The 23,274-nt window shown below is 75.2% G+C and carries 23 protein-coding genes; 14 read left to right on the forward strand and 9 right to left on the reverse strand.

The window, feature by feature from the left end; translation table 11 throughout:
• Nucleotides 1-31 precede the first annotated feature (31 nt).
• Nucleotides 32-958: a Sco1979 family transcriptional regulator gene (locus tag AB0L25_RS02180; RefSeq protein ID WP_500167730.1), complete on the forward strand. Its 927-nt coding sequence runs from the start codon at nucleotides 32-34 to the stop codon at nucleotides 956-958.
• Between the two features lie 45 nt (nucleotides 959-1,003).
• On the opposite strand, the gene AB0L25_RS02185 is transcribed toward AB0L25_RS02180, so the two are convergent.
• Nucleotides 1,004-1,765, reverse strand: coding sequence for an ABC transporter permease (locus AB0L25_RS02185; protein ID WP_500167732.1), 762 nt, complete (start codon nucleotides 1,763-1,765; stop codon nucleotides 1,004-1,006).
• 15 nt (nucleotides 1,766-1,780) lie between these two features.
• Entirely contained in the window at nucleotides 1,781-2,566 is a 786-nt protein-coding gene (locus AB0L25_RS02190; protein ID WP_500167733.1) for an ABC transporter ATP-binding protein, read from the reverse strand.
• Nucleotides 2,567-2,637: 71 nt separating this feature from the next.
• Between AB0L25_RS02190 and AB0L25_RS02195 the strand changes: the two genes are divergently transcribed.
• Nucleotides 2,638-3,264, forward strand: a complete 627-nt coding sequence (locus AB0L25_RS02195; protein WP_500167735.1) for a TetR/AcrR family transcriptional regulator — start codon at nucleotides 2,638-2,640, stop codon at nucleotides 3,262-3,264.
• Nucleotides 3,265-3,289: 25 nt separating this feature from the next.
• Here AB0L25_RS02195 and AB0L25_RS02200 read toward each other — a convergent pair whose 3' ends face one another.
• Nucleotides 3,290-3,850, reverse strand: a complete 561-nt coding sequence (locus tag AB0L25_RS02200; protein ID WP_500167737.1) for a dihydrofolate reductase family protein — start codon at nucleotides 3,848-3,850, stop codon at nucleotides 3,290-3,292.
• A gap of 14 nt (nucleotides 3,851-3,864) precedes the next feature.
• Nucleotides 3,865-4,497, reverse strand: a complete 633-nt coding sequence (locus AB0L25_RS02205) for an NADPH-dependent FMN reductase (protein WP_500167739.1) — start codon at nucleotides 4,495-4,497, stop codon at nucleotides 3,865-3,867.
• Nucleotides 4,498-4,647: 150 nt separating this feature from the next.
• On the opposite strand from AB0L25_RS02205, the gene AB0L25_RS02210 reads away from it, so the two are divergent.
• Nucleotides 4,648-7,917 carry an AfsR/SARP family transcriptional regulator gene (locus AB0L25_RS02210; protein WP_500167741.1) on the forward strand — a complete coding sequence of 1,090 codons (3,270 nt, stop codon included), beginning with the start codon at nucleotides 4,648-4,650 and terminating at the stop codon, nucleotides 7,915-7,917.
• A gap of 119 nt (nucleotides 7,918-8,036) precedes the next feature.
• Here AB0L25_RS02210 and AB0L25_RS02215 read toward each other — a convergent pair whose 3' ends face one another.
• A complete protein-coding gene (locus tag AB0L25_RS02215) occupies nucleotides 8,037-8,447 on the reverse strand; it encodes a RidA family protein (protein WP_500167743.1) in 411 nt (136 codons plus the stop codon).
• 81 nt (nucleotides 8,448-8,528) lie between these two features.
• Between AB0L25_RS02215 and AB0L25_RS02220 the strand changes: the two genes are divergently transcribed.
• Nucleotides 8,529-8,906: a winged helix-turn-helix transcriptional regulator gene (locus AB0L25_RS02220; RefSeq protein ID WP_500167745.1), complete on the forward strand. Its 378-nt coding sequence runs from the start codon at nucleotides 8,529-8,531 to the stop codon at nucleotides 8,904-8,906.
• A 33-nt stretch (nucleotides 8,907-8,939) separates the two neighbouring features.
• Here AB0L25_RS02220 and AB0L25_RS02225 read toward each other — a convergent pair whose 3' ends face one another.
• Nucleotides 8,940-9,320 (reverse strand): YchJ family protein, encoded by a 381-nt coding sequence (locus AB0L25_RS02225; protein WP_500167747.1) that lies wholly within the window; start codon nucleotides 9,318-9,320, stop codon nucleotides 8,940-8,942.
• Between the two features lie 107 nt (nucleotides 9,321-9,427).
• Here AB0L25_RS02225 and AB0L25_RS02230 point away from each other — a divergent pair, with 107 nt between their 5' ends.
• Together AB0L25_RS02230 and AB0L25_RS02235 are read left to right on the forward strand one after the other, a co-directional pair.
• A complete protein-coding gene (locus AB0L25_RS02230) occupies nucleotides 9,428-9,976 on the forward strand; it encodes an RNA polymerase sigma factor (RefSeq protein WP_500167749.1) in 549 nt (182 codons plus the stop codon).
• A 1-nt stretch (nucleotide 9,977) separates the two neighbouring features.
• Nucleotides 9,978-10,979: a CU044_5270 family protein gene (locus AB0L25_RS02235; protein WP_500167751.1), complete on the forward strand. Its 1,002-nt coding sequence runs from the start codon at nucleotides 9,978-9,980 to the stop codon at nucleotides 10,977-10,979.
• Between the two features lie 34 nt (nucleotides 10,980-11,013).
• Here AB0L25_RS02235 and AB0L25_RS02240 read toward each other — a convergent pair whose 3' ends face one another.
• A complete protein-coding gene (locus AB0L25_RS02240; RefSeq protein WP_500168086.1) occupies nucleotides 11,014-11,805 on the reverse strand; it encodes an SAM-dependent methyltransferase in 792 nt (263 codons plus the stop codon).
• Nucleotides 11,806-12,074: 269 nt separating this feature from the next.
• Between AB0L25_RS02240 and AB0L25_RS02245 the strand changes: the two genes are divergently transcribed.
• Genes AB0L25_RS02245 through mnhG form a run of 6 tightly spaced genes read left to right on the forward strand, consistent with a single transcriptional unit; the run spans nucleotide 12,075 to nucleotide 18,108 of the window.
• Nucleotides 12,075-14,996 (forward strand): Na+/H+ antiporter subunit A, encoded by a 2,922-nt coding sequence (locus AB0L25_RS02245; RefSeq protein WP_500167753.1) that lies wholly within the window; start codon nucleotides 12,075-12,077, stop codon nucleotides 14,994-14,996.
• On the forward strand, nucleotides 14,993-15,496 hold the full coding sequence (locus AB0L25_RS02250; protein WP_500167755.1) for a Na(+)/H(+) antiporter subunit C: 504 nt from the start codon (nucleotides 14,993-14,995) through the stop codon (nucleotides 15,494-15,496). Before AB0L25_RS02245 ends, AB0L25_RS02250 begins: the two co-directional genes overlap by 4 nt.
• Complete coding sequence (locus AB0L25_RS02255) at nucleotides 15,493-17,001, forward strand: Na+/H+ antiporter subunit D (protein WP_500167757.1); 1,509 nt, start codon at nucleotides 15,493-15,495, stop codon at nucleotides 16,999-17,001. The genes AB0L25_RS02250 and AB0L25_RS02255 overlap by 4 nt, the downstream gene beginning before the upstream one ends.
• Nucleotides 16,998-17,522 (forward strand): Na+/H+ antiporter subunit E, encoded by a 525-nt coding sequence (locus AB0L25_RS02260; RefSeq protein WP_500167759.1) that lies wholly within the window; start codon nucleotides 16,998-17,000, stop codon nucleotides 17,520-17,522. The genes AB0L25_RS02255 and AB0L25_RS02260 overlap by 4 nt, the downstream gene beginning before the upstream one ends.
• Entirely contained in the window at nucleotides 17,519-17,785 is a 267-nt protein-coding gene (locus tag AB0L25_RS02265; RefSeq protein ID WP_500167761.1) for an MrpF/PhaF family protein, read from the forward strand. Before AB0L25_RS02260 ends, AB0L25_RS02265 begins: the two co-directional genes overlap by 4 nt.
• The gene (gene mnhG, locus AB0L25_RS02270) at nucleotides 17,782-18,108 is read left to right on the forward strand and encodes a monovalent cation/H(+) antiporter subunit G (RefSeq protein WP_500167762.1); all 327 of its coding nucleotides are present in this window, start codon (nucleotides 17,782-17,784) and stop codon (nucleotides 18,106-18,108) included. The genes AB0L25_RS02265 and mnhG overlap by 4 nt, the downstream gene beginning before the upstream one ends.
• 37 nt (nucleotides 18,109-18,145) lie before the next feature.
• Here the strand turns inward: mnhG and AB0L25_RS02275 are convergent, their stop codons facing one another.
• The gene (locus AB0L25_RS02275) at nucleotides 18,146-18,805 is read right to left on the reverse strand and encodes a cutinase family protein (RefSeq protein ID WP_500167764.1); all 660 of its coding nucleotides are present in this window, start codon (nucleotides 18,803-18,805) and stop codon (nucleotides 18,146-18,148) included.
• 314 nt (nucleotides 18,806-19,119) lie between these two features.
• Here AB0L25_RS02275 and AB0L25_RS02280 point away from each other — a divergent pair, with 314 nt between their 5' ends.
• Together AB0L25_RS02280 and AB0L25_RS02285 are read left to right on the forward strand one after the other, a co-directional pair.
• Entirely contained in the window at nucleotides 19,120-20,208 is a 1,089-nt protein-coding gene (locus AB0L25_RS02280) for an esterase-like activity of phytase family protein (RefSeq protein WP_500167766.1), read from the forward strand.
• Between the two features lie 79 nt (nucleotides 20,209-20,287).
• Nucleotides 20,288-21,541: an endonuclease/exonuclease/phosphatase family protein gene (locus tag AB0L25_RS02285; RefSeq protein WP_500167767.1), complete on the forward strand. Its 1,254-nt coding sequence runs from the start codon at nucleotides 20,288-20,290 to the stop codon at nucleotides 21,539-21,541.
• 26 nt (nucleotides 21,542-21,567) lie between these two features.
• Here AB0L25_RS02285 and AB0L25_RS02290 read toward each other — a convergent pair whose 3' ends face one another.
• The gene (locus tag AB0L25_RS02290) at nucleotides 21,568-23,199 is read right to left on the reverse strand and encodes a substrate-binding domain-containing protein (RefSeq protein WP_500167769.1); all 1,632 of its coding nucleotides are present in this window, start codon (nucleotides 23,197-23,199) and stop codon (nucleotides 21,568-21,570) included.
• Between the last annotated feature and the right edge of the window lie 75 nt (nucleotides 23,200-23,274).

The raw sequence follows: 23,274 nt of genomic DNA on the forward strand, positions 1-23,274 counted from the left end.
CGGCACGAACCGCGCGTCCGAGGAGACGACAGTGGGAGAACCACCGCGAGCATCCGGCGCGCCGTCCGCGCCCGGTGGCGCGCCCGGCGAACCGCCCGCCCGCGGCCGGGAGCTCGCCGGCCCGACCGTCCTGCGGATGCTGGTCGGCGCGCAGCTGCGCCGGCACCGCGAGGCCGCCGGCATCCCCACCGAGGCGGCCGGCTACGAGATCCGCGGCTCCCACTCCAAGATCAGCCGGATGGAGCTGGGGCGCGTCGGGTTCAAGGAGCGCGACGTCGCCGACCTGCTGACCCTCTACGGTGTGACCGACCCGGGCGTCCGGGAGCCGCTGCTGGCCCTCGCCGAGCACGCCAACCAGCCCGGCTGGTGGCAGCGGTACGGGGACGTCGTGCCCGGCTGGTTCGAGCCGTACCTGGGGCTGGAGCAGGGCGCGGTGCTGCTCCGCCAGTACGAGGTGCAGGCGATCCCGGAACTGCTGCAGACCGAGAAGTACGCGCGCGCCCTGCTGCGGGCGCGGCATCCCGAGTCCCCGCAGGAGGAGATCGACAAGCTGGTCGAGCTGCGGATGGAGCGCCGCCGCGTGTTCGCCCGGCCCGATCCGCTCAAGCTGTGGGCGGTGATCGACGAGGCGGCGCTGCGGCGCGCGGTCGGCGGTCCCGGCACGATGCGCGGCCAGCTCCGGCACCTCATCGAGATGGCGAAGCGGCCGAACATCACCGTGCAGGTGCTGCCGTTCTCCGCGGGCGGCCACGCCGCCGAGGGCGGCCCGGTGACGCTGCTGCGGTTCGCCGAGCCCGAGTTGCCCGACGTCGTCTACCTGGAGCAGCTCACGGGCGCGCTCTACCCGGACCGTCCGTCGGAGATCGCCCGGTACCAGGACGTCCTGAACCGCCTCGGCGTCCAGGCCGAGCCCCCGACCCGGACGCCGGACGTCCTGCGGGCCGTCCTCGACGAGTGACCGGCGCGCCGGACGCGGCCCGGCGCGGGCGTCCGGCGGGCGGGGTCAGGCGCGCCGGAACAGCCGCGCGCCCGCGGCGAACGCGAGGGCGGCGAACACGAGCGTGACGGCGGCCCCGGCGGCGACCGTCCCGTTCGCGTAGTTCCCGAGGTACGCCTGCCGCATCGCGTCGACCGTGTACCGGAACGGGACGGCGCGCGAGACGCCGTCGAGCCACGCGGGCGCGAGCGACATGGGCAGCAGCAGCCCGGACACGAGCATCAGCGGCAGCACGGCCGTGTTCGTGACGGCCGCGAACTCCGAGGGTGTCCGCACGTTCATCGCCAGCCCGTACGACAGCGCCGACAGCGCGCCCGCCAGGACGGCGACGAACGCGAGCCCGAGCACGATCCCGGCGGCCGGGGCGCGCAGCCCGAGCGCCAGCCCGAGCAGCACGAGGAGGGCCGCCTGCGCGACGAGCTGGACGACGTCGCGCAGCGTCCGGCCGAGCAGCAGCGCGGCGGGGCTCACGGGGGTGGCGCGCATCCGGTCGAGCACCCCGGTGCTCTTCTCGATGATGGCGCCGAGCCCCACGAAGGAGCCGCCGAGCAGCGCGAGCTGCACCAGCACGCCCGGCACGAGCGCCTGCCAGGACGAGCCGTCCACGCCGAGGCCGAGGCCGGTGAGCAGCGGCCCGAACAGGGCGAGGAACAGCAGGGGCTGCAGCATGCCGAAGAACAGGTTCGTCTTGGAGCGCAGCGTGGCGCGCATGGAGCGGCCGAAGACGACGCCGGTGTCGGCGAGGAAGGGGCGCATGGTTTCGCGCATGGTTCCGGTTTCCGTTCAGATCGCGATGGGGGCGTTCTCGTCGGCCGGCCGGCGCCCGGTGATCGCCAGGAAGGCGTCCTGCAGGCTCGCGGCGGGGTCGCCGGCGTGCCGCGCCTTGAGTTCGGCGGGGGAGCCCGCGGCGACGACCGTCCCGGCGTCGACGACGACCACCCGGTCGGCGAGCGCGTCGGCCTCGTCCAGGTAGTGGGTGGTGAGCACGATCGTGGTGCCGTGTTCGGCGCGGACGCGGCGGACGAGGTCCCACAGTTCCGCGCGGCCGCCGGGGTCGAGGCCGGTGGTCGGCTCGTCCAGGAACAGCACCTCCGGCCGGTTGACCAGGCCGAGCGCGATCTCCAGGCGGCGGCGCTGCCCGCCCGACAGCGCGGCGGTGGGCCGCTCCAGCAGGTCGCCGAGGGCGAGGTCGGACGCGAGTTCGGCCGCGCGCTCGCGGGCGTCCGGGCGCGGCAGCCGGTGCAGGCGGCCCTGCGTGACCAGCTCCTCGCGCACCGAGCAGGCCGGGTCGAGCCCGCCCGCCTGCGCGACGTAGCCGATGCGGCGCCGCACGCCCGCCGGGTCCCGCCGCAGGTCGTGCCCGGCGACCGTCGCCTCGCCGCCGGTCGGCGGGAGCAGCGTGGTGAGCATGCGGAGCGTCGTGGTCTTCCCGGCTCCGTTGGGGCCGAGGAAGCCGAGGATCTCGCCGCGCTCGGCCGCCAGGTCGATGCCGCGTACGGCGTGGACCGGGCCGGTCTTGAGGTCGAAGGTCCGGGTCAGGCCCCGGACGTCGATGGCTGGCGTGGGCATGACCGCATAAAATCACAATGGGCTCCAAATTTGCAATCGGCTCCAAGTTTGGAGGGCGTTAGAGTGACGGCATGGCGGAGGGGCTGCGGGAGCGCAAGAAGCGGGAGACGCGCCGGCGGATCGCGGACGCGGCCGTGGGGCTGTTCACGGCGCGCGGGTTCGACGCGGTGACGATCGCCGAGGTCGCGGAGGCCGCGGACGTCTCGGTGAACACCGTCTACAACTACTTCGAGGCCAAGGAGGACCTCGTGCTGCCGCCCCACCAGGGGAGCCGGCTCGCCGAGATCGTCGCGGCGCGCGGGCCCGGCGAGTCCGCCGCGGAGGCCGTCCTGCGGCGGCTCCGCGAGGAGGTGCGGCGGCGCGACCCGGCGCTCGGCCTCACGCCCGGGTTCGCGGCCTTCCACGCGATGATGCGCGCCGCCCCCACCCTGCTCGCCCGGCTCGACGACATCGCCGTCCGGATGGAGGCCGACCTCGCCGCGCTGCTCGCCCGGGAGACCGGCGCCGGCCCGGACGACCCGGTCCCCGGGCTGGTCGCGGGACAGATCGGCTGGCTGCACGCGCGGGTGCTGATGGAGGCGGGCAGGCGCACCGAAGCCGGCCATGACGTGGACGCCATGGCCGGCGCGATGCTCGAACTGCTGGACGCCGTCGAGGACCTGCTCGGCCCCCGCGTCCTGGACTACGCGCGCCGCTGAGCGGCCCCGCGCGCCGTCCGGTGCGTCACTTGGCGACCGGGCGGTAGGTCGCGATGATGACGCCGTTCGAGAACGTCCGGGTGTCGGCCAGCTCGAACGAGGCGCCGAACCCGTTGCGGCTCAGCAGCTTGGACGTGTCGGACGGCCCGACGATGACCGGGTGGATCCACAGCCGCAGCTCGTCCAGGAGCCCGTGCTCGATCAGCGTCTCCGACACCTGGCCGAAGCCGTACTGCAGGATGTCCTGCCCGTCCTGCTCCTTCAGCTCGGCGATCTTCGCGGGGGCGTCGGCCCGCCGGATGATCGTGCTGTCGCCCCACTCGGCCTTCTCCAGCGAGTCGGACACGACGTAGTGGGGGAGCGAGTTCATCCGGACGCCGAAGTCGCCGGTCTGCTCCTCCATGGCCGGCCACGTCTCGGCGAACGCGACGTAGGTCTCGCGGCCCGCCAGCAGGGCGTCGCAGGAGAACAGGAGCTCGCGGCCGTACTCGCCGGCCTCCTCCCCGAAGTACGGGGCGGTCCAGATCTGCGGGTCGTCGATGACGCCGTCGAGCGAGACGTAGGTGGAGCTGATGATCTTGCGCATGGTCTTCCTCCGGTTCAGCCGTACGGGTGTGCGTTGCGTGCGTCGCGGAGGGCGCGGGCCCACCACGAGAGACGGTCCAGGGTCGTGGTCACGGTGGTGTTGCACTCGGCGCCGGTCTTGGGCCAGGAGCCGTCGGCGGCGAAGTCGCGCCAGTAGCAGGGCAGCGCCACGCCGTCCCGGATCGGGACGGCCTCCAGCTCGGTGAACACCTCGCGGAGCTGCGCCGCCGCCTGCAGGCCGCCCGACTCGCGGCCGTAGGACACGACGGCGACGGGCTTGGCCCGCCACTCGTCGTAGAACCAGTCGATCGCGATCTTGAGCGCGCCCGGGTAGCCCCGGTTGTATTCGGGCGTCACGACGGCGAACGCGTCCGCCGCCGCGAGCCGCCGGCCGAGCGCCGCGACCGCCGGCGGCGCGGGCTCGTCCTCGTCCGGCAGCGCCTGCGGGAGCGCGCACGCCGCGAGGTCGACGAGGTCGACGTCCAGGTCCGGGCGCCTGCGGGCCCGCCCGGCGAACCACTCCGCCACGGTCGGGCCGAACCGCCCGCGCCGCGTGCTGCCGATGATCACCGCCAGCCGCAGCCGCCCGCCGTCCGTCGCCGTGCCCGCCTCGATCGTGCCCGCCTCGATCGTGCCCGCTTCCTCCATGCCCACCTCCCTCACCGTGTCCCTCCCTGTTCCCCTCGAACACGACCCACTGTGGCGCAGGGGCTTTACGGGATCCTTACGGCCGCCTTCCGGTCCGGCGATTTGCCCGATATGCCGCAGGTGGGGACGGGTGTCGCTAGGGTTCGTCGCATGCGATTCGGGGTGCTCGGCGCGCTCGCCGTGTGGACGGACGACGGCGGGCTCGTCCCCGTGCCCGGCATCAAGGTGCGGGCGCTCCTCGCGGACCTGCTCGTGCACGAGGGCCGGCCCGTCCCCGCCGACCGGCTCATCGACGACCTGTGGGGCGAGGCGCTCCCGGGGAACCCGGCGGGCGCGCTGTCGGCGAAGGTGTCGCAGCTGCGGCGGGTCCTGGAGGACGCCGAACCGGGCGCGCGGGCCCTCGTGGAGTCGCGTCCCGCCGGGTACCTGCTGGCCGCCGCCGGCCGGAGCGTGGACGCGCGCCGCTTCGAGTCCCTCGTGGCCGAGGCGCGCGCGGCGGCGGACCCGAAGGAGCGGGCCGCGCTGCTCGCCGAGGCCCTCGGGACGTGGCGCGGCGCGGCGTTCGCCGACTTCGCCGACGAACCGTTCGTCCGTCCGGCGGCGGCGCGGCTGGAGGAGCTGCGGCTGACCGCGCTGGAGGAGCACGCGGAGGTGCGGCTGCGGCTGGGCGAGCACGGGGCGCTGGCCGGGGAACTGGCCGCCGCCGTCGCCGCCCACCCGCTGCGGGAACGGCTGCGCGCCGCCCACATGCGCGCCCTGTACCGGGCGGGGCGGCAGCACGAGGCGCTGGAGAGCTTCGACCGGTTCCGGAGCCTGCTGGCCGACGAGCTGGGCCTGGACCCGGGCGTCGAGCTGGCGGAGCTGCACGGCGCGATCCTGCGGCAGGACCCCGCCCTGGACGCGCCGCCCGCGCGGGCCGCGGAGTCCCGCACGGCGCCGCGCACGAACCTGCCGGTCCCGCCGACCGAGCTGATCGGACGGGACGGCGCGGTGGCGGACGTCCGCGCCCGGCTCGGCACCGACCGGCTGGTCACCCTGACCGGGCCGGGCGGCGTCGGCAAGACCCGCCTGGCCGTGGAGATCGCCGCCGGGCTCGCGGACGGGTTCCCCGACGGGGTGTGGCTGGTGGAGCTGGCGGCGGTCGACCGGGCCGCCGTCGCCGACCTGGCCGAGGTCGTCACGGCGGTGCTGGACGTGCACGACGCGCCCGGCGCCCCGGACGCGCCCCTCGACCGGCTCGCCGCCGCGCTCGCCGGACGCCGCCTGCTGCTCGTCCTCGACAACTGCGAGCACGTCGTCGAGCAGGCCGCCGAGCTGGCCGAGCGGCTGCTCGGCCGCGTCCCGGGGCTGCGGGTGCTGGCGACGAGCCGGGAGCCGCTCGGGTCGCCCGGCGAGGTGGTGTGGGCGGTGCCGCCGCTGGACGTGCCCGGCCGGGACGGGACGGACGACGCCGCGGCGCTCGCGCGGTCGAGCGCGGTGCGGCTGTTCGCGGCGCGGGCGGAGGCGGCGTCGCGCGGCTTCCGGCTGGACGGCGAGACGGCCGCGGCGGTCGCGGTGCTGTGCCGGCGGCTCGACGGGCTCCCGCTCGCGCTCGAACTCGCGGCGACGCGCGTCCGGACGCTCGGCGTCGCGGGGCTCGTCGCGCGGCTGGACGACCGCTTCCGGCTGCTCGCGACGGGCCACCGGGGCGCGCCGCCCCGGCAGCGCACCCTCACCGCGATGATCGACTGGAGCTGGGACCTGCTGGACGAGCCGGAGCGGGCGGTGCTGCGGCGGCTGTCGGCGCACGCCGACGGCTGCGCGGTGGAGGCGGCCGAGGCGGTGTGCGCGGGCGGGGACGTCCCGGCGGAGGAGGTCCTGGACCTGCTGGTCCGGCTGGTCGACCGGTCGCTGGTCGTGCTGGTGGAGCGGCCGGGCGAGGAGCCCCGGTACCGGCTGCTGGAGTCGGTGGCCGCCTACGGCGCCGACCGGCTGCAGGACGCGGGCGAGCACGCGCGCGTCCGGACGCTGCACAGCGAGTACTACACCGGCCTCGCCGAGCGCGCCGACCTGCGCGGCGCCGGGCAGGCGTCCTGGCTGCGGACGCTCGACGCCGAGACCGCGAACCTGCGCGCGGCGCTCGACACCGCCGTCGCGGACGGCGCCGCCGACCGGGCGCTGCGGCTGGTCGGCGCGCTGGCCTGGTACTGGTTCCTGCGCGGCCGGCTGGGCGAGGCGCTGCGCTCGCTCGACGCGGCGCTGGCGCTGGACGGCGGGTCGCCCGCCGTGCGCGCCCGCGCGGTGACGTGGCGGACCGGGCTCACCATGCTCAAGGGCGACGCCCGCGACTGGCCCGCGCGCAGCGCCGCGGCCCTCCGCGCGGCGGACGCGGCCGGCGACCCGCACCTGGCCGCGTGGGCGCGGTGGTTCCTGGCGTTCGCGGGTTCGGACGTGGACGACGTCACGGCGGTCGCGCCCGTCCTGGCGGAGGCGCTCGCCGCGTTCCGGGCGGCGGGCGACGCGTGGGGCGAGGCGGCGGCGCTGCTGCTGCGCGCCAAGCACGCCCACGTCCGCAGCGACCTCGCCGCGCTGGAGCGCGACGCTGGCCGCGCGGCCGTCCTGTTCGGCGACCTCGGCGACCGGTGGGGGCGGTTGCAGGCCACCGAGTGGCTCGGCGGGCTGGCGGAGCTGACCGGCGACTTCGACGGGGCGGAGCGGCTGCACCGCGACGGGCAGCGGATGGCGGAGGAACTGCGGCTGTGGCCGGACGTCGCCGGGCGGCTGGCGTGGCGCGGCTGGATCGCCGTCATGCGCGGCGACCCGGAGGCGGCGCTGCGGCTGTGCGACCGGGCGATGCGGCTCGGGACGGAGCGGGGCCACCTGCAGGCGGTCCGGTTCGCCGAGGCCGGGATGGCGCTCGCGGCGCGGCACGCCGGGCTGCTGGACGAGGCGTCGGAGCGGCTCGCGCGCATGATGGAGGGCGCGTCGCCCGACGAGTTCCCGCCGCTGTCGCTGACGATGAGCCAGCTCGGCCTGGGGTACGTGGCCGAGCTGCGGGGCGACGCGGACACGGCCGTCCGGTACCACCGGGACGCGCTGGCCGTCGCGATCCGCCAGGAGTCGCCGCGCGACCTCGCCGGCGCCCTGGAGGGGCTGGCGGGCGCGTACGGGCTGCGGGGGGACCACGCGGAGGCCGCCGCGCTGCTGGGGAAGGCCGCCGCGGTCCGCGCCGAGGTCGGGTCGCCGGCGAGCCCGGCGGAGCGCACGGACATCGACCGCGCGGCGGACCGGTCCCGGTCGGCGCTCGGCGCGGACGCGTTCGCGGCGGCGTTCGCGGACGGTCCCGGCCGCGAGCCCGGGGACGTCCTGCGGGACGCCGAGGCGATCGCGGGGCCGTCCCCGTGGCGGGGCCCGACCGCCGACGGGCGCTTTGACGGCTGACTGGGGTACCGGGCGCCGGTCCTGGCCGCCTGCGCCGCCGCGCTGTTCGCCACGACCGTGCTCGCCGCCGCCGGGCGGTTCGCGGCGCCGCCCGGCGTGCTCACCGAGGTGCCCGCCGGTCAGTCGAGGACGGCGAACGCCTCGACCTCGACCAGCACGTCGGGCTCGAACAGGTAGTCCACCCCGATGAGCGACACGGGCGGCCACGGCCGCGGCAGCCCGACCTCCGCGGCGGCGCGCTCGATGCCCGCCATGAAGGCGTCCATCTTCTCGGGGCGGTAGTTCGTGACGAAGAACCGGAGCCGGACGACGTCGGTGAAGTCGGCCCCGGCCCCGGCGAGGCCGCGCGCGGTGTTGCGCAGGGCCTGGACGACCTGGCCGGCGAGGTCGCCGGTCGCGACGGGCCGTCCCTCGGCGTCGCGCGCGATCTGCCCGGCCACGTGCACCTGGCGGGTGCCCGTGCCGACCGAGACGTGGTGGTAGGGGACGGGCTGGAACATGCCCTCGGGGGTGAGCAACTGCACGCTCATGGGAAATCCCTTCCGGTTGCCGTTTAGCGGTATCCAATGTGTACTTGGTGTACGAAGGGAACTTCAACGAGACCAGGTGTCATGAAGGAAACCGCCCAGGCCGGGGCAGACCGTCCCCAGATCACCGCGCAGCACCGCGAGCTGCTCGACCAGGTGCTCGACAAGTGGTCGCTGCAGGTGCTCGACGAACTGTGCGAGCGGTCGCTGCGCTTCAACGAGCTGCGCCGCGCGATCCCGGTCGTCACGCAGAAGTCGCTCACGGCGTCGCTGCGGCGGCTCGAACGCAACGGGATGGTCGAACGGGTCATCGTGAGCACGCGGCCGCTCGCCGTCGAGTACCGCATCTCCCCGCTGGGGAAGACGCTCCAGGACCTGATCGACGCGCTCCTCGACTGGAGCACCGTCAACATGCCCGCCGTGGAGGCCGCGCGCGACCGGTTCGACGCGGAGGAAGGGTGACGCGGGAGAGGGCCGCGGCGGACGGGCCGCCGCTCAGCCGACCTTCCCGCGGACGTAGACCCACGCGTCGCCGTCGCGGACGAACCGGCTGACCTCGTGCAGCTCCCCGGCCTCCCCGCCGGAGGTGTACCGGGCGCGGAACTCGACGACGCCGCGCGCGTCCGGCGTCCCGCCCGCCTCGGTCCGGACGATCTCCAGGCCCGTCCAGCGCGTCCCCGGATCGAAGTCGATCCGCTCGGGGCGCGTCGCCGGATGCCACGTCCGCAGCAGGTAGTCCGCGTCGTGCTCGGCGAACGCGCTGTACCGCGACCGCATCAGCTCCTCGGCCGTCGCCGCGGCCGCCTCGCCCCGGTGGAACCGCCCGCAGCACCGCCGGTACCCGATCCCGCTCCCGCACGCGCACGCCTTCGCCACGCCCCCATTCAACCGCGCCGGGTGTAACGCCGGCGCCCCTCCCCGCACGTATGGGGCGAACCGACTCGAGGAGAGCCGCATGCGTCACGAGCAACACCGGGCCGCCGATGGATGACCCGAAGGCCGCCGGGCGGAAGGCCCGGTTCGAGGCCGTCTACACCGCGTCGTACGAGCCGATCCTCGGCTACGTCCTGCGGCGCTGCACGTCCCCGGACGACGCCGCCGACGTCGTCGCGGAGGTCTTCACCGTCGCGTGGCGGCGGCTGGACGACGTCCCGGCGGGCGACGCCGCGCGGCTCTGGCTGTACGGCGTCGCGCGCCGGGTGCTCGCCCGGCACTGGGAGAAGGAGGCGCGGCGCCGCAAGCGCACCACGACCCTGCACCCGGAACTCCGCGACGAGCTCGCCGCCGCGGCGGACGAGTTCGTCGACACGTCCGCCGTCGCGCAGGCGTTCGCGGGCCTGTCCGAGAGCGACCGCGAGCTGCTCCGCCTGGTCGCCTGGGAGGGCCTCGGCCACGCCGAGATCGCCGCCGTCCTCGGCTGCTCCGCCGGGACCGTCCGCGTCCGGCTGCACCGGGCCCGCAAACGGCTGTCCCGCCGCCTGCACTCAGCCGGGTTCGACACCGCGCCCATCACCGCCAACGGAGGCCGCTGACATGACGTCCCGTCACACCGACCGCTCCACCGACGAACTGGTGCGCACCCTGGCCCGGGTCCGCGACGGCGACGTCGCCGGGTACGCGGACCGGCCCGCCGCGCGCGCGCTGCTCGCCGACATCACCGCGACGCCCCCGTCCGCCGAACCCGCGCGGCCCGTCCGGTCCGGGCGCCGGTTCCCCCGCATCGCCGTCCGCCTCGCGGCGGCCGGCGCGCTGGCCGCCGCCGCGACCGCCGGGGTGGCCGTCGTCGCGACCGACGACCAGGGGCGCCCCCGCGGGCCCGTCCCGGCCGTCGGGTCGGCCTCGCACGCGTCCGAGATCCTCGACGACGCCGTCGCGGCGGCCGCCGCACGCCCGTACACCGCGCCCGGCCCCGAGCAGTGGCTCTACACCAAGGTCCGGATGAAGGGCGCGGCCGAGCCGTCCGGCGCCGTCACCGCCGGGCCGTACGAGACGAAGTCCTGGGAGCTGTGGCGGCGGATCGACGGGAAGCACCAGTACGCCGCCTACAAGGACGGGAAGCTCGTCGAGCCGCCCGCCGGAGAGAACGCGCCGCGCGCGTCCCGGTTCGACCCGCTGCCCACCGACCCGGACGCGCTCCTCCGCAAGATCGGGGCGATCCCCGGGCAGCCGGACGAACTCGCGTTCGGCACCCTGCTCACCATCCTCGCCGAGAACCTCCACCCGCCGCAGGTCGAGGCGACGATCTTCCGGGCGATGCAGCGGATCCCCGGCGTCACCGCGACCGAGGGCACCGTGGACGCCGCCGGACGCCCCGCGATCACCCTCGGGCTGACCGCGAAGGACGGCTGGGTGCGGCAGGAGGTCCTGCTGGACCCGGAGACCTACCGCTACCGGGGCGAGCGCTCCTTCACGGTCGGCGACCGGACCATCGAAGGCGACGACGGCGACGACATCGTCATCAAGAGCGGCACCCTGCAGTACGAGCAGGTCAGGACGGCCGCCGCGATCGTCGACGAGCCCGGCGAACGCCCCTGAGCGGCGCTCCCGCGCGACGCGCCGGCCACGGCGCCTAGGGTTTGCGGGCCACCCCGCCCCAGGCGTCGTGGCTCCGCGCGTCGTCGAACGGGTCCGGGTCCGGGCGCCACCGCCCGATCTCCACCAGGCCCGGGTCGACGGGCTCGAAGCCGTCCAGGAACCGCCCGAGCTGCGCGGGGCTCCGCAGGACGTACGGGTCGGACCCGCCCGCGTTGTAGTCGCCGACCGCCGCCACGAACGACGGGTCGGTGTCCGTCCCGTCGTAGAGGGCGAGGTAGCTGCCGGACGGCAGCGCGTCCTTCAGCGTCTGGACGATCCCGCGGGCGCGGGCGTCGTCGTCCCCGGTCACCGGGACGTGCCCGAGGACGCCCATGAGCATCAGCGCGACGGGCCGTCCGAAGTCGAGCTTCGTGCGGGCGACGTCCAGGATCGCCTCGGGGTCGTTCAGATCGGCGTCGATGTAGTCGGTGCCGCCGGTGCCCTTGCCGGTGAGCAGCGCGTGCGCGTGCGCGAGGACGAGCGGGTCGTTGTCGACGTACACGATGCGGGAGTCGGGCGCGACGCGCTGCGCGACCTCGTGGGTGTTGTCGTGGCTGGGCAGCCCGGTGCCGATGTCGAGGAACTGCCGCACGCCCGCCTCGCCCGCCAGGAACCGCACCACCCGCATGATGAAGTACCGGGACGAACGGGCCATGTCGGCGATGCTCGGATAGATTTCGGCGAAATGGGCGCCGGCCTCCTGATCGACGGCGTAATTGTCCTTGCCGCCCATCCAGTAGTTCCAGATTCGCGCCGAATGCGGGATCGACGTGTCGATTCCGGCCATCAAGTCCTTCTCGGCCTCGTGCCAGGAGAATTCCTCGTCGCCGCTCACGGTCGCCTCCAGAAGGCAGGGGGATCCTCGGGCGTTCCCCGAGCAGAAAACCAAACCCGGGCCCGCCCGACAACCGGTTCGCGCGAGCCGCCCCCGCGCTCTTCCGCCGCCCCCGCCCGCCGCCGCCGCCCGTTCCGGCGCCTCCGTTTCGGTGCCGCACGTCGGGTAGATCGACGACAGCACCGGTGATCAGCAGGGGAGGGGGTGCCGGGGGCGTCCTCATGTTCACGCTGATCCTGCTGTACGCCGCGGCGGCCGTCCTCGTCCCCTGGGCGGCCGGACGGCACGGCCGCGCCCTCGGGTACGCCGCCGCGCTCGTCCCCGCCGCCACCGCCGCGTGGGCGATCGCCCGCGCCGGGGACGTCGCGGACGGGCACGACGACACCGCGCGGCTGTCCTGGGCGCCCGCCCTCGGCCTCACGATCGACTTCCGGCTGGACGCCCTCGCCGTCGTGATGCTGCTGCTCGTCGGCGGCGTCGGCGCGGTCGTCCTCTGCTACGCCGCCCGGTACTTCCCGTCCGGCCCCCGCACCGAGCGGCTCGCCGTCGGGACGCTCGTCGCGTTCGCGGGCGCGATGACCGGGCTCGTCCTCGCCGACAACCTGCTCGTCCTCTACGTGTTCTGGGAGCTGACGACCGTCAGCTCGTTCATCCTCATCGGCGCCGGGCACCCCGAGCGGACCGAGGACCGGCGCGCCGCCCTCCAGGCGCTGCTGACCACGACCGCGTTCGGCCTGGTCATGCTCGCCGGGTTCGTCGTCCTCGGGGAGACCGCCGGGACGTACCGGATCTCCGAGATCGTCGCGGACCCGCCCGGCGGCGCCGCCGCCCGCACCGCGATGGTGCTGATCCTGCTCGGCGCGTTCGCGAAGTCCGCGCAGATGCCGCTGCACGCGTGGCTGCCCGCCGCGATGGTCGCGCCGACGCCCGTCAGCGGCTACCTGCACGCCGCCGCGATGGTGAAGGCCGGCGTCTACCTGGTGGCGCGGCTGTCGCCCGCGTTCGCCGAGACCGGCCTCTGGAGCCCGCTCATCGTCTCCGTCGGCCTCGTCAGCCTGCTCGTCGGCGGCGTCATCGCGCTCCGCCAGGACGACCTGAAACGGCTGCTCGCCTACGGCACCGTCAGCCAGCTCGGCTTCCTCATGGTGCTGCTCGGCGCCGGGACCCGGACGGCCGCGCTCGCCGGCGTCGCGCTGCTGCTCGCGCACGGCCTGTTCAAGGCGCCGCTGTTCCTCGCGGTCGGCGTCCTCGAACACGAGGAGGGGACGCGCCACGCCTACGAGCTGTCCGGGCGGCGGCGGCCCGTCCTCACCGCCGCCGCGGCCCTCGCGGTCGCGTCCATGATCGGCCTGCCGCCGTTCCTCGGGTTCGTCGCGAAGGAGACGGCCCTCAAGGCGTTCGCGCACGGCGGCACCGACGCCGCCGTCCTCGCCGGGATCGTCGCGGGCTCCGCGCTGACCGTCGCCTACGGGCTGCGGTTCCTGCACGGCGCGTTCGGCGGCGCCGCGGACGAGGAGGGACGGCCGCGCACCCCGTGGGGGCTCGTCGGTCCGGTCGTCGTCCTCGCCGTCGCCGGGTTCGCCGGGGGCCTGCCGACCGGCCCCCTCGACGCCCTCCTCGCCGCGTACGCCGACACGCTCCCCGCCCCGCACCCCGGCTACGAGCTCGCGCTCTGGCACGGGCTCGGGCTGCCGGTCGCCCTCACCCTCGTCGCGTTCGCCGCCGGTTTCGTCCTGTACCGGGCGTTCGGGCGGACGTTCCCCGCGCCGCCCGTCCGGTGGCGCCCCCCCGACGCGCAGGACGCCTACGACGGCACCGTCGCCGCGACGCTCGCCGCCGCGCGGGGCGTCACCCGCCGCGTCCAGACCGGCTCCCTGCCCGCGTACCTCGCCGTGATCGGGGCGATGGTGCTGCTGCTGCCGGGCGCCGGGCTCGTCGCCGGGCTCGTCGGCGGCACCGCGCCCCGGCCGTCCGCCGACCGGCTGAGCGGCTGGGACGAACCGGCGCAGCCGCTGCTCGCCGGGATCGTCGTCGTGTGCGCGCTCGCGGCGGTCCGCGTCCGCCGCCGGCTGTCGGCCGCGCTGCTGCTCGCCGGCGTCGGCTACGCCGTCGGCGGCCTGTTCGTCGTGCACGGCGGCCCCGACGTGGCGCTCACCCTGCTCGTCGTCGAGACCCTCTCGCTGATCATGCTGGTGCTGGCGCTGCGGCGGCTGCCCGACCGGTTCCCGCCGCGCCGCCGGACGACGCCCGCCCGCGTCGGCACCGTCCTCGTCAGCGCCTGCCTCGGCGCGTTCGTCGCGCTGTTCATGGCCGTCGCCGCGCTCAGCCGCACCGCCGCCCCCGTCGGCCCCGCCTACGCCGGTCCCGCCAAGGAGGAGGAGGCGAAGAACGTCGTCAACGCGATCATCGTCGACCTGCGCGCGCTCGACACGCTCGGCGAGATCGTCGTGCTCGCCGTCGCCGCGATGGGCGTCGCCGGGCTCGTCCTCACCGGGCCCGGCGCGCCGCCGCTCGGCGAGCGCCGCACCGTCCGCCCCGGCCCCACCCGCGGGATGACCGGCGAGCCGTCGAAGCCCCCGCCCGAGCCGCCGGAGGGACGGACGCGCTGGCTCGCCGCACCCGGACGGCCGCCGCTCGGCGGCTCGTCCGTCGTACTGGAGGCCACCGCCCGGCTCCTCGGGCCCACCCTCCTGGTGGTGTCGGTGTACCTCCTCGTCGCCGGGCACGGCCGCCCCGGCGGCGGCTTCGTCGGCGGGCTCGTCGCCGGGATGGCGTTCGTCCTGCGCTACCTGCCCGGCGGGAAGCGGGAGCTGGCCCTCGCCATCCCGGTCCGGCCCGCCGTGCTGCTCGGCGGCGGCCTGCTGGTCGCGCTCGCGTCCGGCGCCGCCGGCTGGCTCATCGACGGCGCGTTCCTGTACCAGACGACGTACCACGCGCACGCCCCGCTCGTGGGCGAGATCCACGTCCCGACCACCCTGTTCTTCGACATCGGCGTGTACCTGCTGGTGCTCGGGCTCGTCCTGACGATCCTCACCACCCTCGGCGCGAGCCTGGAGCGGCGCCCGGGCGAGGGCCGGGACGGCGGCACGGGGGACGGCGCGGAGAAGGCGGCCCGCGACGTCGCCGGAGAGGAGCCCCGATGACCGGACCCACCGTCACGCTGATGGCCGCCGTCGCCGTCCTGTTCGCGACCGGCTTCCACCTCATGCTGCAGCGCTCGCTCGTCCGCATCGTCGTCGGCTTCATGCTGCTCGGCCACGGCGCCAACCTGGCGCTGCTGCTCGCGGGCGGGCCGTCCGGGGCGCCGCCGCTGCTCGGCGGGAAGGACGACCGGGAGATGGCCGACCCGCTGCCGCAGGCGATGGCCCTCACCGCGATCGTCATCACCTTCGGCGTCACCGCGTTCCTGCTCGCCCTCGCCTACCGCAGCCGCCTCCTCACCGGCGAGGACGAGGTGCAGGACGACGTCGAGGACCGCCGCATCTGCGCGGAGGAGCGCGCCGACCCCGACACCTGGACGGGCGACCCGGTCGAGGGCAACCAGGAACCCTCCCGCCGGGACGAGCCCGGTGGCGGCGAGTCCGGAGGGTCCGAACCCGGCGAGCGTCCGCCCGGCGAGCGTCCGCCCGGGGGCGGCGGATGAACGTCCTCGTCCCGCTCCCGTTCGCGCTGCCGCTGCTCGGCGCGGCCTTCGCGCTGATCGTCCGGCGCCGCGACACCCTGCTGCGGATCGTCGCGCCGCTCGTCGTCACCGGGGTCGTCGCGGCGGCCGGGGCGCTCGTCGCCGCCGTCGCCCGGGACGGCGTCATCGCCGTCCAGCTCGGCGGCTGGGCCGCGCCGCTCGGCATCACGCTCGTCGCCGACCGGCTCTCCACGCTGCTGGTGACGGTGTCCGCCGTCGTGCTTCTCGCCATCATGGTCCACGGCGTGGGGGAAGGTGTGGGCGGCCTCGGCGAGCACGAACCCGGCGTCTTCTACCCGGCGTACCTCACCCTCACCGCCGGGGTCTGCCTGCTGTTCCTCGCCGGCGACCTGTTCAACCTGTTCGTCGCGTTCGAGGTGATGCTCGCGTCCAGCTACGTCCTGCTGACGCTGTCGCCCAGCCGCGAACGCGTCCAGGCCGGCATGACGTACACGGCCGTCAGCCTGACCTCGTCCATCCTGTTCCTCACCGCCATCGGGCTCACCTACGCCGCGACCGGCACCGTCAACCTCGCCGACCTGTCCACCCGCACCGCCGAGCTGCCCGCCGGGACCCGCACCGCGCTCGCCATGCTGTTCCTCGTCGTGTTCGGCATCAAGAGCGCGATCGTCCCGATGCACCTGTGGCTGCCCGACAGCTACCCGGCCGCGCTCACCCAGATCACCGCCGTGTTCGCGGCGCTGCTCACCAAGGCCGCCGTCTACTCGCTGATCCGCGTCGAGACTCTGCTGTTCCCCCGCGACGCGCTCTCCTGGCCGATGCTCGGCCTCGCCGCCCTCACCCTGCTCGTCGGGACGCTCGGCGCCCTCACCCACGATGACGTGCACCGCGTCCTGTCGTTCACGCTCGTCGGGCACATCGGCTACATGCTGTTCGGGCTCAGCCTGTTCACCGTCGCGGGACTCACCGGCGCGATCCTCTACCTCGTCCACCACATCATCGTCCAGGCGACGCTGTTCCTGGTCAGCGACCTCATGCAGGGGCTCACCGGGGAGATCTCCCTCACCCGCCTGCGCGGCCTCGCGGCCGTCTCCCCGTTCGTCTCCGTGCTGTTCTTCATCCCCGCGCTGAGCGTCAGCGGCGTCCCCCCGACCTCCGGGTTCATCGCCAAGCTCGCGCTGTTCCAGGCCGGCGTCGGATCGGGGAGCGTCGCCGCGTACGCCGTCACGGGCGTCGCCGTCCTCGCCAGCCTCCTCACCCTCATGGCGATGAGCCGCGTGTGGGCCCTCGCGTTCTGGCGCACCCCCGCCGAGCTGCCCGAACGCCCCCACGACGCGGCCGCGCAGGGCGGCATCCGCGTGATGCGGACCGTCACCGCCGCGATGGTCTGCGTCGGCCTCCTCATCCCCGCGTTCGCCGGCCCCCTCACCGACTGGAGCCACCGCGCCGCCACCGAGCTGCTGAACCCCGCCCCGTACGTCCAGGCCGTCCTGGGGGAGCGGTGAACGTCCTGCGCCGCCTCGCCTCCCGCGCCGGCATGGCCCTGTGGCTGCTCGGCGTGTGGCTGCTGCTGTGGGGACGCGTCGACGCCGCGACCGTCCTGTCCGGTATCGCCGTCGCCTACGGGGCGTACGCCGTCACGCGGCTGCCGAGCGTCCCGTTCCTCACCCGGCTGCGTCCCGTCCGGCTCGCCGAGGCCGTGCTCGAGTTCGGGTGGGACCTGCTCGCCTCGAGCGTCGTCATCGGCAAGCACGCGCTCTGGCGGCCGGGACGCGTGCGGGGGGCCCTCGTCCACGTGCGCGCGCGCTCGCAGTCGGACGTCGTGCTCCTCGCGGTGACCACGAGCACGTCGCTGCGCCCGGGCACGCTCGTCCTCGACATCGACTGGGAGAACTCCCTCTTCCTCATCCACGGCATGCCCGTCGACGGCCCCGCCGACGCCGAGGCCGTCAAGCACGACCTGCTCGCCACCGAACGCCGCCTGCTGCGCGCCCTCGGCGAGCCCGAACCGGAGGAGCCCGCATGACCGCCGTCTACGCCCTGACCCTGAGCCTCCTCGGCGCCGCGCTCGCCCTGACGACCCTCCGGCTGCTGCGCGGCCCCACCTCGTTCGACCGCATCATGGCCCTGGACGTCCTGTCGGTGCTGCTCGTCAGCGGCATCGCCGTGCACGTCGCCGCCCAGGACGAGCCCGCGAACTCCACGCTCCTCGTCGTCATCGCGGTCCTCGGGTTCGTCGGCTCGGTCACCGCGGCCCGGCTGGCGGGCGAGCGGGGGGAGCGCGGATGAGCCCCGCCGACATCGTCACCGCGGTCCTGCTGCCGGCCGGCGCGGTCTTCTCGTTCCTCGGCGCGCTCGGCGCGCTGCGCTTCCCCGACCTGCTCAGCCGCCTGCACGCCGCGACGAAGCCGCAGACGATCGGCCTCCTGCTGGTCCTCGCGGGCGTCACGCCGCAGGCCGACTCCCTCGCCGCCGCCGCGCCGCTGCTGCTCGTCGCCGTCTTCCAGCTCATCACCGCCCCGGTCGCCGCCCAGACGATCGGCGCCGCCGCCTACCGCACCGGCGGCATCGACCGCGATCGCCTCGTCGTCGACGAGTCCGGCGGTGGATGATCCGGGCGGCCGCCGGACCCGCGGCCGCCCGGACCGCTCAGCCGGCCCGCACCCGGTCGGCGGCGAACCGCGCGCCCTGGTCGACGGTGCCGTTCAGCGGGTACGTCAGGTGCGCGAAGAAGTTCGCGCCCGCCCCGCACACCGGGTCGCCGCTGTTGCAGATGTCGAGCGCCTTCCGGCCGTACGCCGGGCTCGCGCTGTTCACCGTCTGCCCGTAGAGCCGCAGCGGGTTGCCGTAGACGACCACCGCCTTGACGCGCGGCGCCAGGTCCGCCGGGATGGTGCCGCCCCGCCCCAGCGGCGTCGGGATCCCGATCGCGATGTCGGTGACGCTCGCGCCCTGCGAGTACCCGCCGATGACGAACGAGGTCCCGGGGCAGGACGCGGCCACCGACTTGATCCGGTTGCTCATGTCGGTCGCGCCCGCCCCCGCGCTGAGCTGCGCGTAATCGGCCGCGTAGTTCACCCCGTACGAGCCGACCGACTTCCCGGGCAGGTTCGCCTTGATCGCGCTCACCAGCGGCGTTCCCACGATGCCGAGACCGGGCAGCTCGCCCGTCCCGCGGGCGAACACCACCTCGACGTCGGAGCACGCGGCCGCCGCGGTGGACCCGGTGCCCGCGGTCAGGCAGGCGGCGCCCGCCGCGCCCGCGAGGGCCACGGCCGCGAACCGGCGTACGGACTTCCGAAGGGACATGACAGAGCCTCTTTTCACGCCCGAGGGCGCAGGGGGGAACGAGTCTCGCCCCGGCCCCGCACGTCCGGGGCCGGTCAGTCGGAGACCGTAGAACCCGCACCGGAGCCCGGACATCGGCGAAATCGCCCGTCCTCCCAGCCGTCCCGCCGGGGATCGCGGGCCCGCGCCGCCCGCCGGAACCGGACCGGAACCGGGTCGGAACCGGGTTGAAACGGGCGTTCACCTGATGTTCGGCGGGTGCTTCGATCATGCTCGGGGTACGGCGGGCCCGCCCGCCGTACGCTCACGGGTCATGCGTTCCCCCGGAGGCCGACATGTGGTCACGTAGGTTGCTCGTCCCCGCGGCCGGGCTGATGCTCGGCGGCGCCCTCGCCGTTCCCGCCGCCGCGGCCGCGGCCGCGTCCCCGCCGCGGGCCGCGGCGTGCTCGCCGTCCGCCGCGCTGCTCGGCTTCTCCGACGCCCTCGACAAGACGACCCTGGACGGGACGGCCGTGTCCGGGCTCTCGGCGCTCGCCGTCACCCGCCCCGGCCGCGCCGTCGCGCTCGTCGACAACATCGGCACCACGCCCGCCCGCGTGTACGGCCTGTCGCTGCGGACGCACCGCGGCGGCCTGCACGCGGCGGCGCGCGACGTCACGACCCTGAAGCGGCCCGACGGCACCCCCTACACCGGCGCCGACCTCGACGGCGAGGGCCTCGTCGTCGAGCCGGCCGGACGCACGCTGCTCGTGAGCTCGGAGACCGAGCCGTCCGTCCGCCGGTTCGACGCGCGGACCGGCCGGCAGCGGGCCGAGCTGCCGGTGCCCGAGCGGTTCCGGGTCGCCCCGGCGGGCGGCGCCGCGGCCAACCAGACGTTCGAGGCGCTCGCCGCCACCCGCGACGGCCGCACCCTGTACGCGGGGATGGAGGGCTCGCTGGCGACCGACGCGCCCGGCGTCAACCGCGTCCTGCGCTACGACCGCCGCCCGGGCCGCGACTTCCGGCCCGCCGCCCAGTACGCGTACCGGACGGACCCGGGCCTCGGGCTGGTCGAGCTCGTCGCCCTCCGCGACGGCGGGCTGCTCGCCCTCGAACGCGGATGGACGTCCGGCGTCGGCAACACCGTGCGGATCTACGAGACGTCGACGCGCCGCGCGACGGACGTCTCGGACGCCGCGTCGGTCCCCGCCGGCTCGCCGGCCGTGCTGCGCAAGAACCTGCTCGTCGACCTCGTCGACTGCCCGCCGTCCGGCGCGACCGCGAAGCAGCCGCAGCCCAACCCGCTCCTCGACAACATCGAGGGCATGGCGCTCGGCGGCCCCGCGTCGCACGGCCGCCGCGTCCTGTACCTCGTGTCGGACGACAACGGCGGCGCCGCGCAGATCACCCGCGTGTACGCGCTCGCCGTGCGCGTCCGGGCCTGACCGGAGAGCGCCCGCCCGGCCGGTCCCGCCGGCCGGGCCCCCACCCCGGGCGCCGCCCGGGACAGCCGAAGGAGAGTTCATGATCCGTGCCGGTGCCCCCGTGGCGCTCGCCGCGGCGGCGATCGCCGCGGCGGCCGTGGCCCTGCCCGCGCCCGCCGCGTCCGCCCACGGCGGACGACCCGGACACGCCCCCGACGTCCGGTTCGCCACCTTCAACGCGTCGCTGAACCGGGCGGCGGAGGGCGAACTCGTCGCGGACCTGTCCACCCGCACCGACGAGCAGGCCCGGACGGTCGCCGAGATCGTCCAGCGCGCCCGCCCGGACGTCCTGCTCGTCAACGAGTTCGACTACGACCGGCGCGGCGAGGCCGCCCGGCTCTTCCAGGACAACTACCTGTCGGTCGGGCAGGGCGGCGCGGAACCGATCCGGTACCGCTACCGCTACACGGCGCCGAGCAACACCGGCATCGCCTCCGGCCTCGACCTCGACAACGACGGCAAGGCGGTCACCGAGCCCGGCTCCGACCCCTACGGGCAGGACGCCTACGGCTACGGCATGTTCCCCGGCCAGTACGGCATGGTCGTCTACTCCCGCTACCCGATCGACCACCGGCAGGTCCGCACCTTCCAGAAGTTCCTGTGGAAGGACATGCCGGGCGCCGTGCTCCCGGACGACGCCACGACCCACACGCCGTCCGACTGGTACGGCGACGAGGAGCTGAACAAGGTCCGGCTGTCGTCCAAGAGCCACTGGGACGTGCCGATCCGCGTGGGCCACCGCACCGTGCACTTCCTGGCCAGCCACCCGACGCCGCCGTCGTTCGACGGCGCCGAGGACCGCAACGGGCGCCGCAACCACGACGAGATCCGCTTCTGGGCGGACTACGTCCGGCCGTGGCAGGGCCGCTACATCTACGACGACCGCGGGCGGCGCGGCGGCCTGCGGCCGGGCGCGCAGTTCGTCATCGCCGGCGACCAGAACGCCGACCCGAACGACGGCGACAGCTTCGACGGCGCGATCCACCAGCTCCTGCGCAACCCCCGCGTCGACGCGTCGTCCGTGCCGTCCAGCCGGGGCGCCGCCGAGGCCGCCGAGGTGCAGGGCGGCGCGAACCTCGCCCACGACGGCGACCCGCGCCACGACACCGCCGACTTCGCCGACACCGCCCCGGGCAACCTGCGGGTCGACTACGTCCTCCCGTCCCGGGGGATGCGCACCGTGCGCGGCGGCGTGTTCTGGCCCGTGTCGTCCGACCCGTTGTCCCGGCTGACCGGCACCTACCCGTTCCCGTCCTCCGACCACCGCCTGGTCTGGCTGGACGTCCGCCGGTAGGCCCGCCCGCGGCGGCCGGGCGACGGTCACGCCGGCTCGCACAGCAGCGGGAACCGCGTCTCCGAGCAGGGCCGGTCGCCGAACTCGCGCAGGACGTCCTTGCCGCCCTGGTCCGTCAGGTAGCGCAGGAACGCCGCGGCGATCGAGTCGGCGGGCGGCTCCCCGTAGGTGTAGGCGAACTCGATCTGCCAGTACGGGTACCGGCCGTCCTCGACGCCGTCTAGCGTCGCCGGGATCCCGTCGATGCGCACCCGCACGACGTCCTCGGCCGCCGCGGCGCTCGCCGCCTCGCTGTACCCGAGCGCCCCCGGGACGTCCGCGACCTCCCGCAGCAGCGTCGGCGTCCGGCCGACCTCGCAGCCGCCCGGCTCGTCCCGCGCCAGCGCCGCGCAGTCGCCCACGGTCGCCTCCCGCACGCTCACCCGCGGACGGCCCGAGCCGTTCAGCACCCGCTCCTCCAGGGCCGTCCGGGTCCCCGACCCGCGGTGCCGGTTGACGAGCTGGATCGGGACGGACGCGCCGCCCACCTCCGACCAGTTCGTGATCTCCCCGGCGTAGATGTCGCGGATCTGCTGCGTCGACAGGTTCTCCACCCCCGCGTCCGCGTTGACCACGAGGGTGAACAGCGAGTACGCGATCGGCCGCGCCAGCAGCCGGGGATGATTCCCCACGGCCCGCCCGTCCGTGAACGCCAGATGGTCGTCCAGGCCCGCCCCGATCTCGATCCCGGCGTCCTCCCCGGCCCGCTCCAGCGCGTTGACGCCCTCGGTGCTGCCCTGGAACGTCGCCGGTCCGACGGGGATCGCCGCGCCCTTCCCGCCGCACAGCTCCGCGTACCGCTCGGCCGCCTCCGTCACCGCGGGCGCGAACGCCGTCGAGCCGTGCAACCGCAGCGTCCCGCCGACGCAGTCCAGCGGCGGCGGCTCCTCCCGCCAGAACAGCGCCAGGCTCGACTGCAGGAGCACCGCCGTCGTCAGCAGCGCGATGCCCACCAGCGCCGGCCGCGACGCGAACGTGTGGCTCTCGGTCCGCGCCAGCTTCAGCCGGGACACCCAGCGGACCCAGCGGTTCGACCGGCCGGACACGTCCGCGCGGAACTCCGGCTTGGAGAACCGTTCCCCGGGCTCGCCGGAACTGCGTTCCAGCACCGCCAGCACCTTGTAATGGGCGCCCGTGTTCAGCTTCACCTTCGGCAGATTGATGACGCCCGCGTCCCCGTCACTGGCGATGCCGAATCCGTCGGCCTCCCGCGTGCCGTTCTCGTCCTGCGCGATGAAGAAATCCCGCAGTTCCGGCTGGCTCAGTTCGGTGACCGCCAAACCCACGACCCGGCGGTCCCGGAACGTCACACGGATTCCCGACCAGTCGTTCTGCGGCGTCAGGTAGTCGCCCTCGACGATCTCCGTCAGCCCCGCGTTCTCCACCCGCAGCAGCACGAACGACGGCTCGTTGAGCGGCCTGCCGTCGTCGTGCATCCGCGCGAGGACGTCCGCGCTCGGCGCGTGCGCGGTGTCCGTCGCCAGCGTGTCCATCTGCACCCGGTACCCGAGCCGCTTCCGCCGGACGACCACGAACTCCCACACGAACGCCATGAAGGGGATCACGACACTGAGGGCGGCGACGATCGAGCCGAAGTCCCATTCGAAACCGAGACTCACCGTTGTTTTCTTTTCCTGGAGGCGTCGAAGTCGGTGCGGGGCCCTCCAGGCTGGCAGGCGAACGCGCCGAATCGC

The organism is Spirillospora sp. NPDC052242 (assembly GCF_040679555.1).
Taxonomy (GTDB): domain Bacteria; phylum Actinomycetota; class Actinomycetes; order Streptosporangiales; family Streptosporangiaceae; genus Spirillospora.

Excerpts from the sequence above, each read along its gene's own strand:
- AB0L25_RS02185 (WP_500167732.1), bottom strand. The coding sequence starts at position 1,765 with ATGCGCGAAACCATGCGCCCCTTCCTCGCCGACACCGGCGTCGTCTTC.
- AB0L25_RS02190 (WP_500167733.1), bottom strand. The coding sequence starts at position 2,566 with ATGCCCACGCCAGCCATCGACGTCCGGGGCCTGACCCGGACCTTCGAC.
- AB0L25_RS02195 (WP_500167735.1), top strand. The coding sequence starts at position 2,638 with ATGGCGGAGGGGCTGCGGGAGCGCAAGAAGCGGGAGACGCGCCGGCGG.
- AB0L25_RS02200 (WP_500167737.1), bottom strand. The coding sequence starts at position 3,850 with ATGCGCAAGATCATCAGCTCCACCTACGTCTCGCTCGACGGCGTCATC.
- AB0L25_RS02205 (WP_500167739.1), bottom strand. The coding sequence starts at position 4,497 with ATGGAGGAAGCGGGCACGATCGAGGCGGGCACGATCGAGGCGGGCACG.
- AB0L25_RS02210 (WP_500167741.1), top strand. The coding sequence starts at position 4,648 with ATGCGATTCGGGGTGCTCGGCGCGCTCGCCGTGTGGACGGACGACGGC.
- AB0L25_RS02215 (WP_500167743.1), bottom strand. The coding sequence starts at position 8,447 with ATGAGCGTGCAGTTGCTCACCCCCGAGGGCATGTTCCAGCCCGTCCCC.
- AB0L25_RS02220 (WP_500167745.1), top strand. The coding sequence starts at position 8,529 with ATGAAGGAAACCGCCCAGGCCGGGGCAGACCGTCCCCAGATCACCGCG.
- AB0L25_RS02230 (WP_500167749.1), top strand. The coding sequence starts at position 9,428 with ATGGATGACCCGAAGGCCGCCGGGCGGAAGGCCCGGTTCGAGGCCGTC.
- AB0L25_RS02235 (WP_500167751.1), top strand. The coding sequence starts at position 9,978 with ATGACGTCCCGTCACACCGACCGCTCCACCGACGAACTGGTGCGCACC.
- AB0L25_RS02240 (WP_500168086.1), bottom strand. The coding sequence starts at position 11,805 with ATGGCCGGAATCGACACGTCGATCCCGCATTCGGCGCGAATCTGGAAC.
- AB0L25_RS02245 (WP_500167753.1), top strand. The coding sequence starts at position 12,075 with ATGTTCACGCTGATCCTGCTGTACGCCGCGGCGGCCGTCCTCGTCCCC.
- AB0L25_RS02250 (WP_500167755.1), top strand. The coding sequence starts at position 14,993 with ATGACCGGACCCACCGTCACGCTGATGGCCGCCGTCGCCGTCCTGTTC.
- AB0L25_RS02255 (WP_500167757.1), top strand. The coding sequence starts at position 15,493 with ATGAACGTCCTCGTCCCGCTCCCGTTCGCGCTGCCGCTGCTCGGCGCG.
- AB0L25_RS02265 (WP_500167761.1), top strand. The coding sequence starts at position 17,519 with ATGACCGCCGTCTACGCCCTGACCCTGAGCCTCCTCGGCGCCGCGCTC.
- mnhG (WP_500167762.1), top strand. The coding sequence starts at position 17,782 with ATGAGCCCCGCCGACATCGTCACCGCGGTCCTGCTGCCGGCCGGCGCG.
- AB0L25_RS02275 (WP_500167764.1), bottom strand. The coding sequence starts at position 18,805 with ATGTCCCTTCGGAAGTCCGTACGCCGGTTCGCGGCCGTGGCCCTCGCG.
- AB0L25_RS02280 (WP_500167766.1), top strand. The coding sequence starts at position 19,120 with ATGTGGTCACGTAGGTTGCTCGTCCCCGCGGCCGGGCTGATGCTCGGC.
- AB0L25_RS02285 (WP_500167767.1), top strand. The coding sequence starts at position 20,288 with ATGATCCGTGCCGGTGCCCCCGTGGCGCTCGCCGCGGCGGCGATCGCC.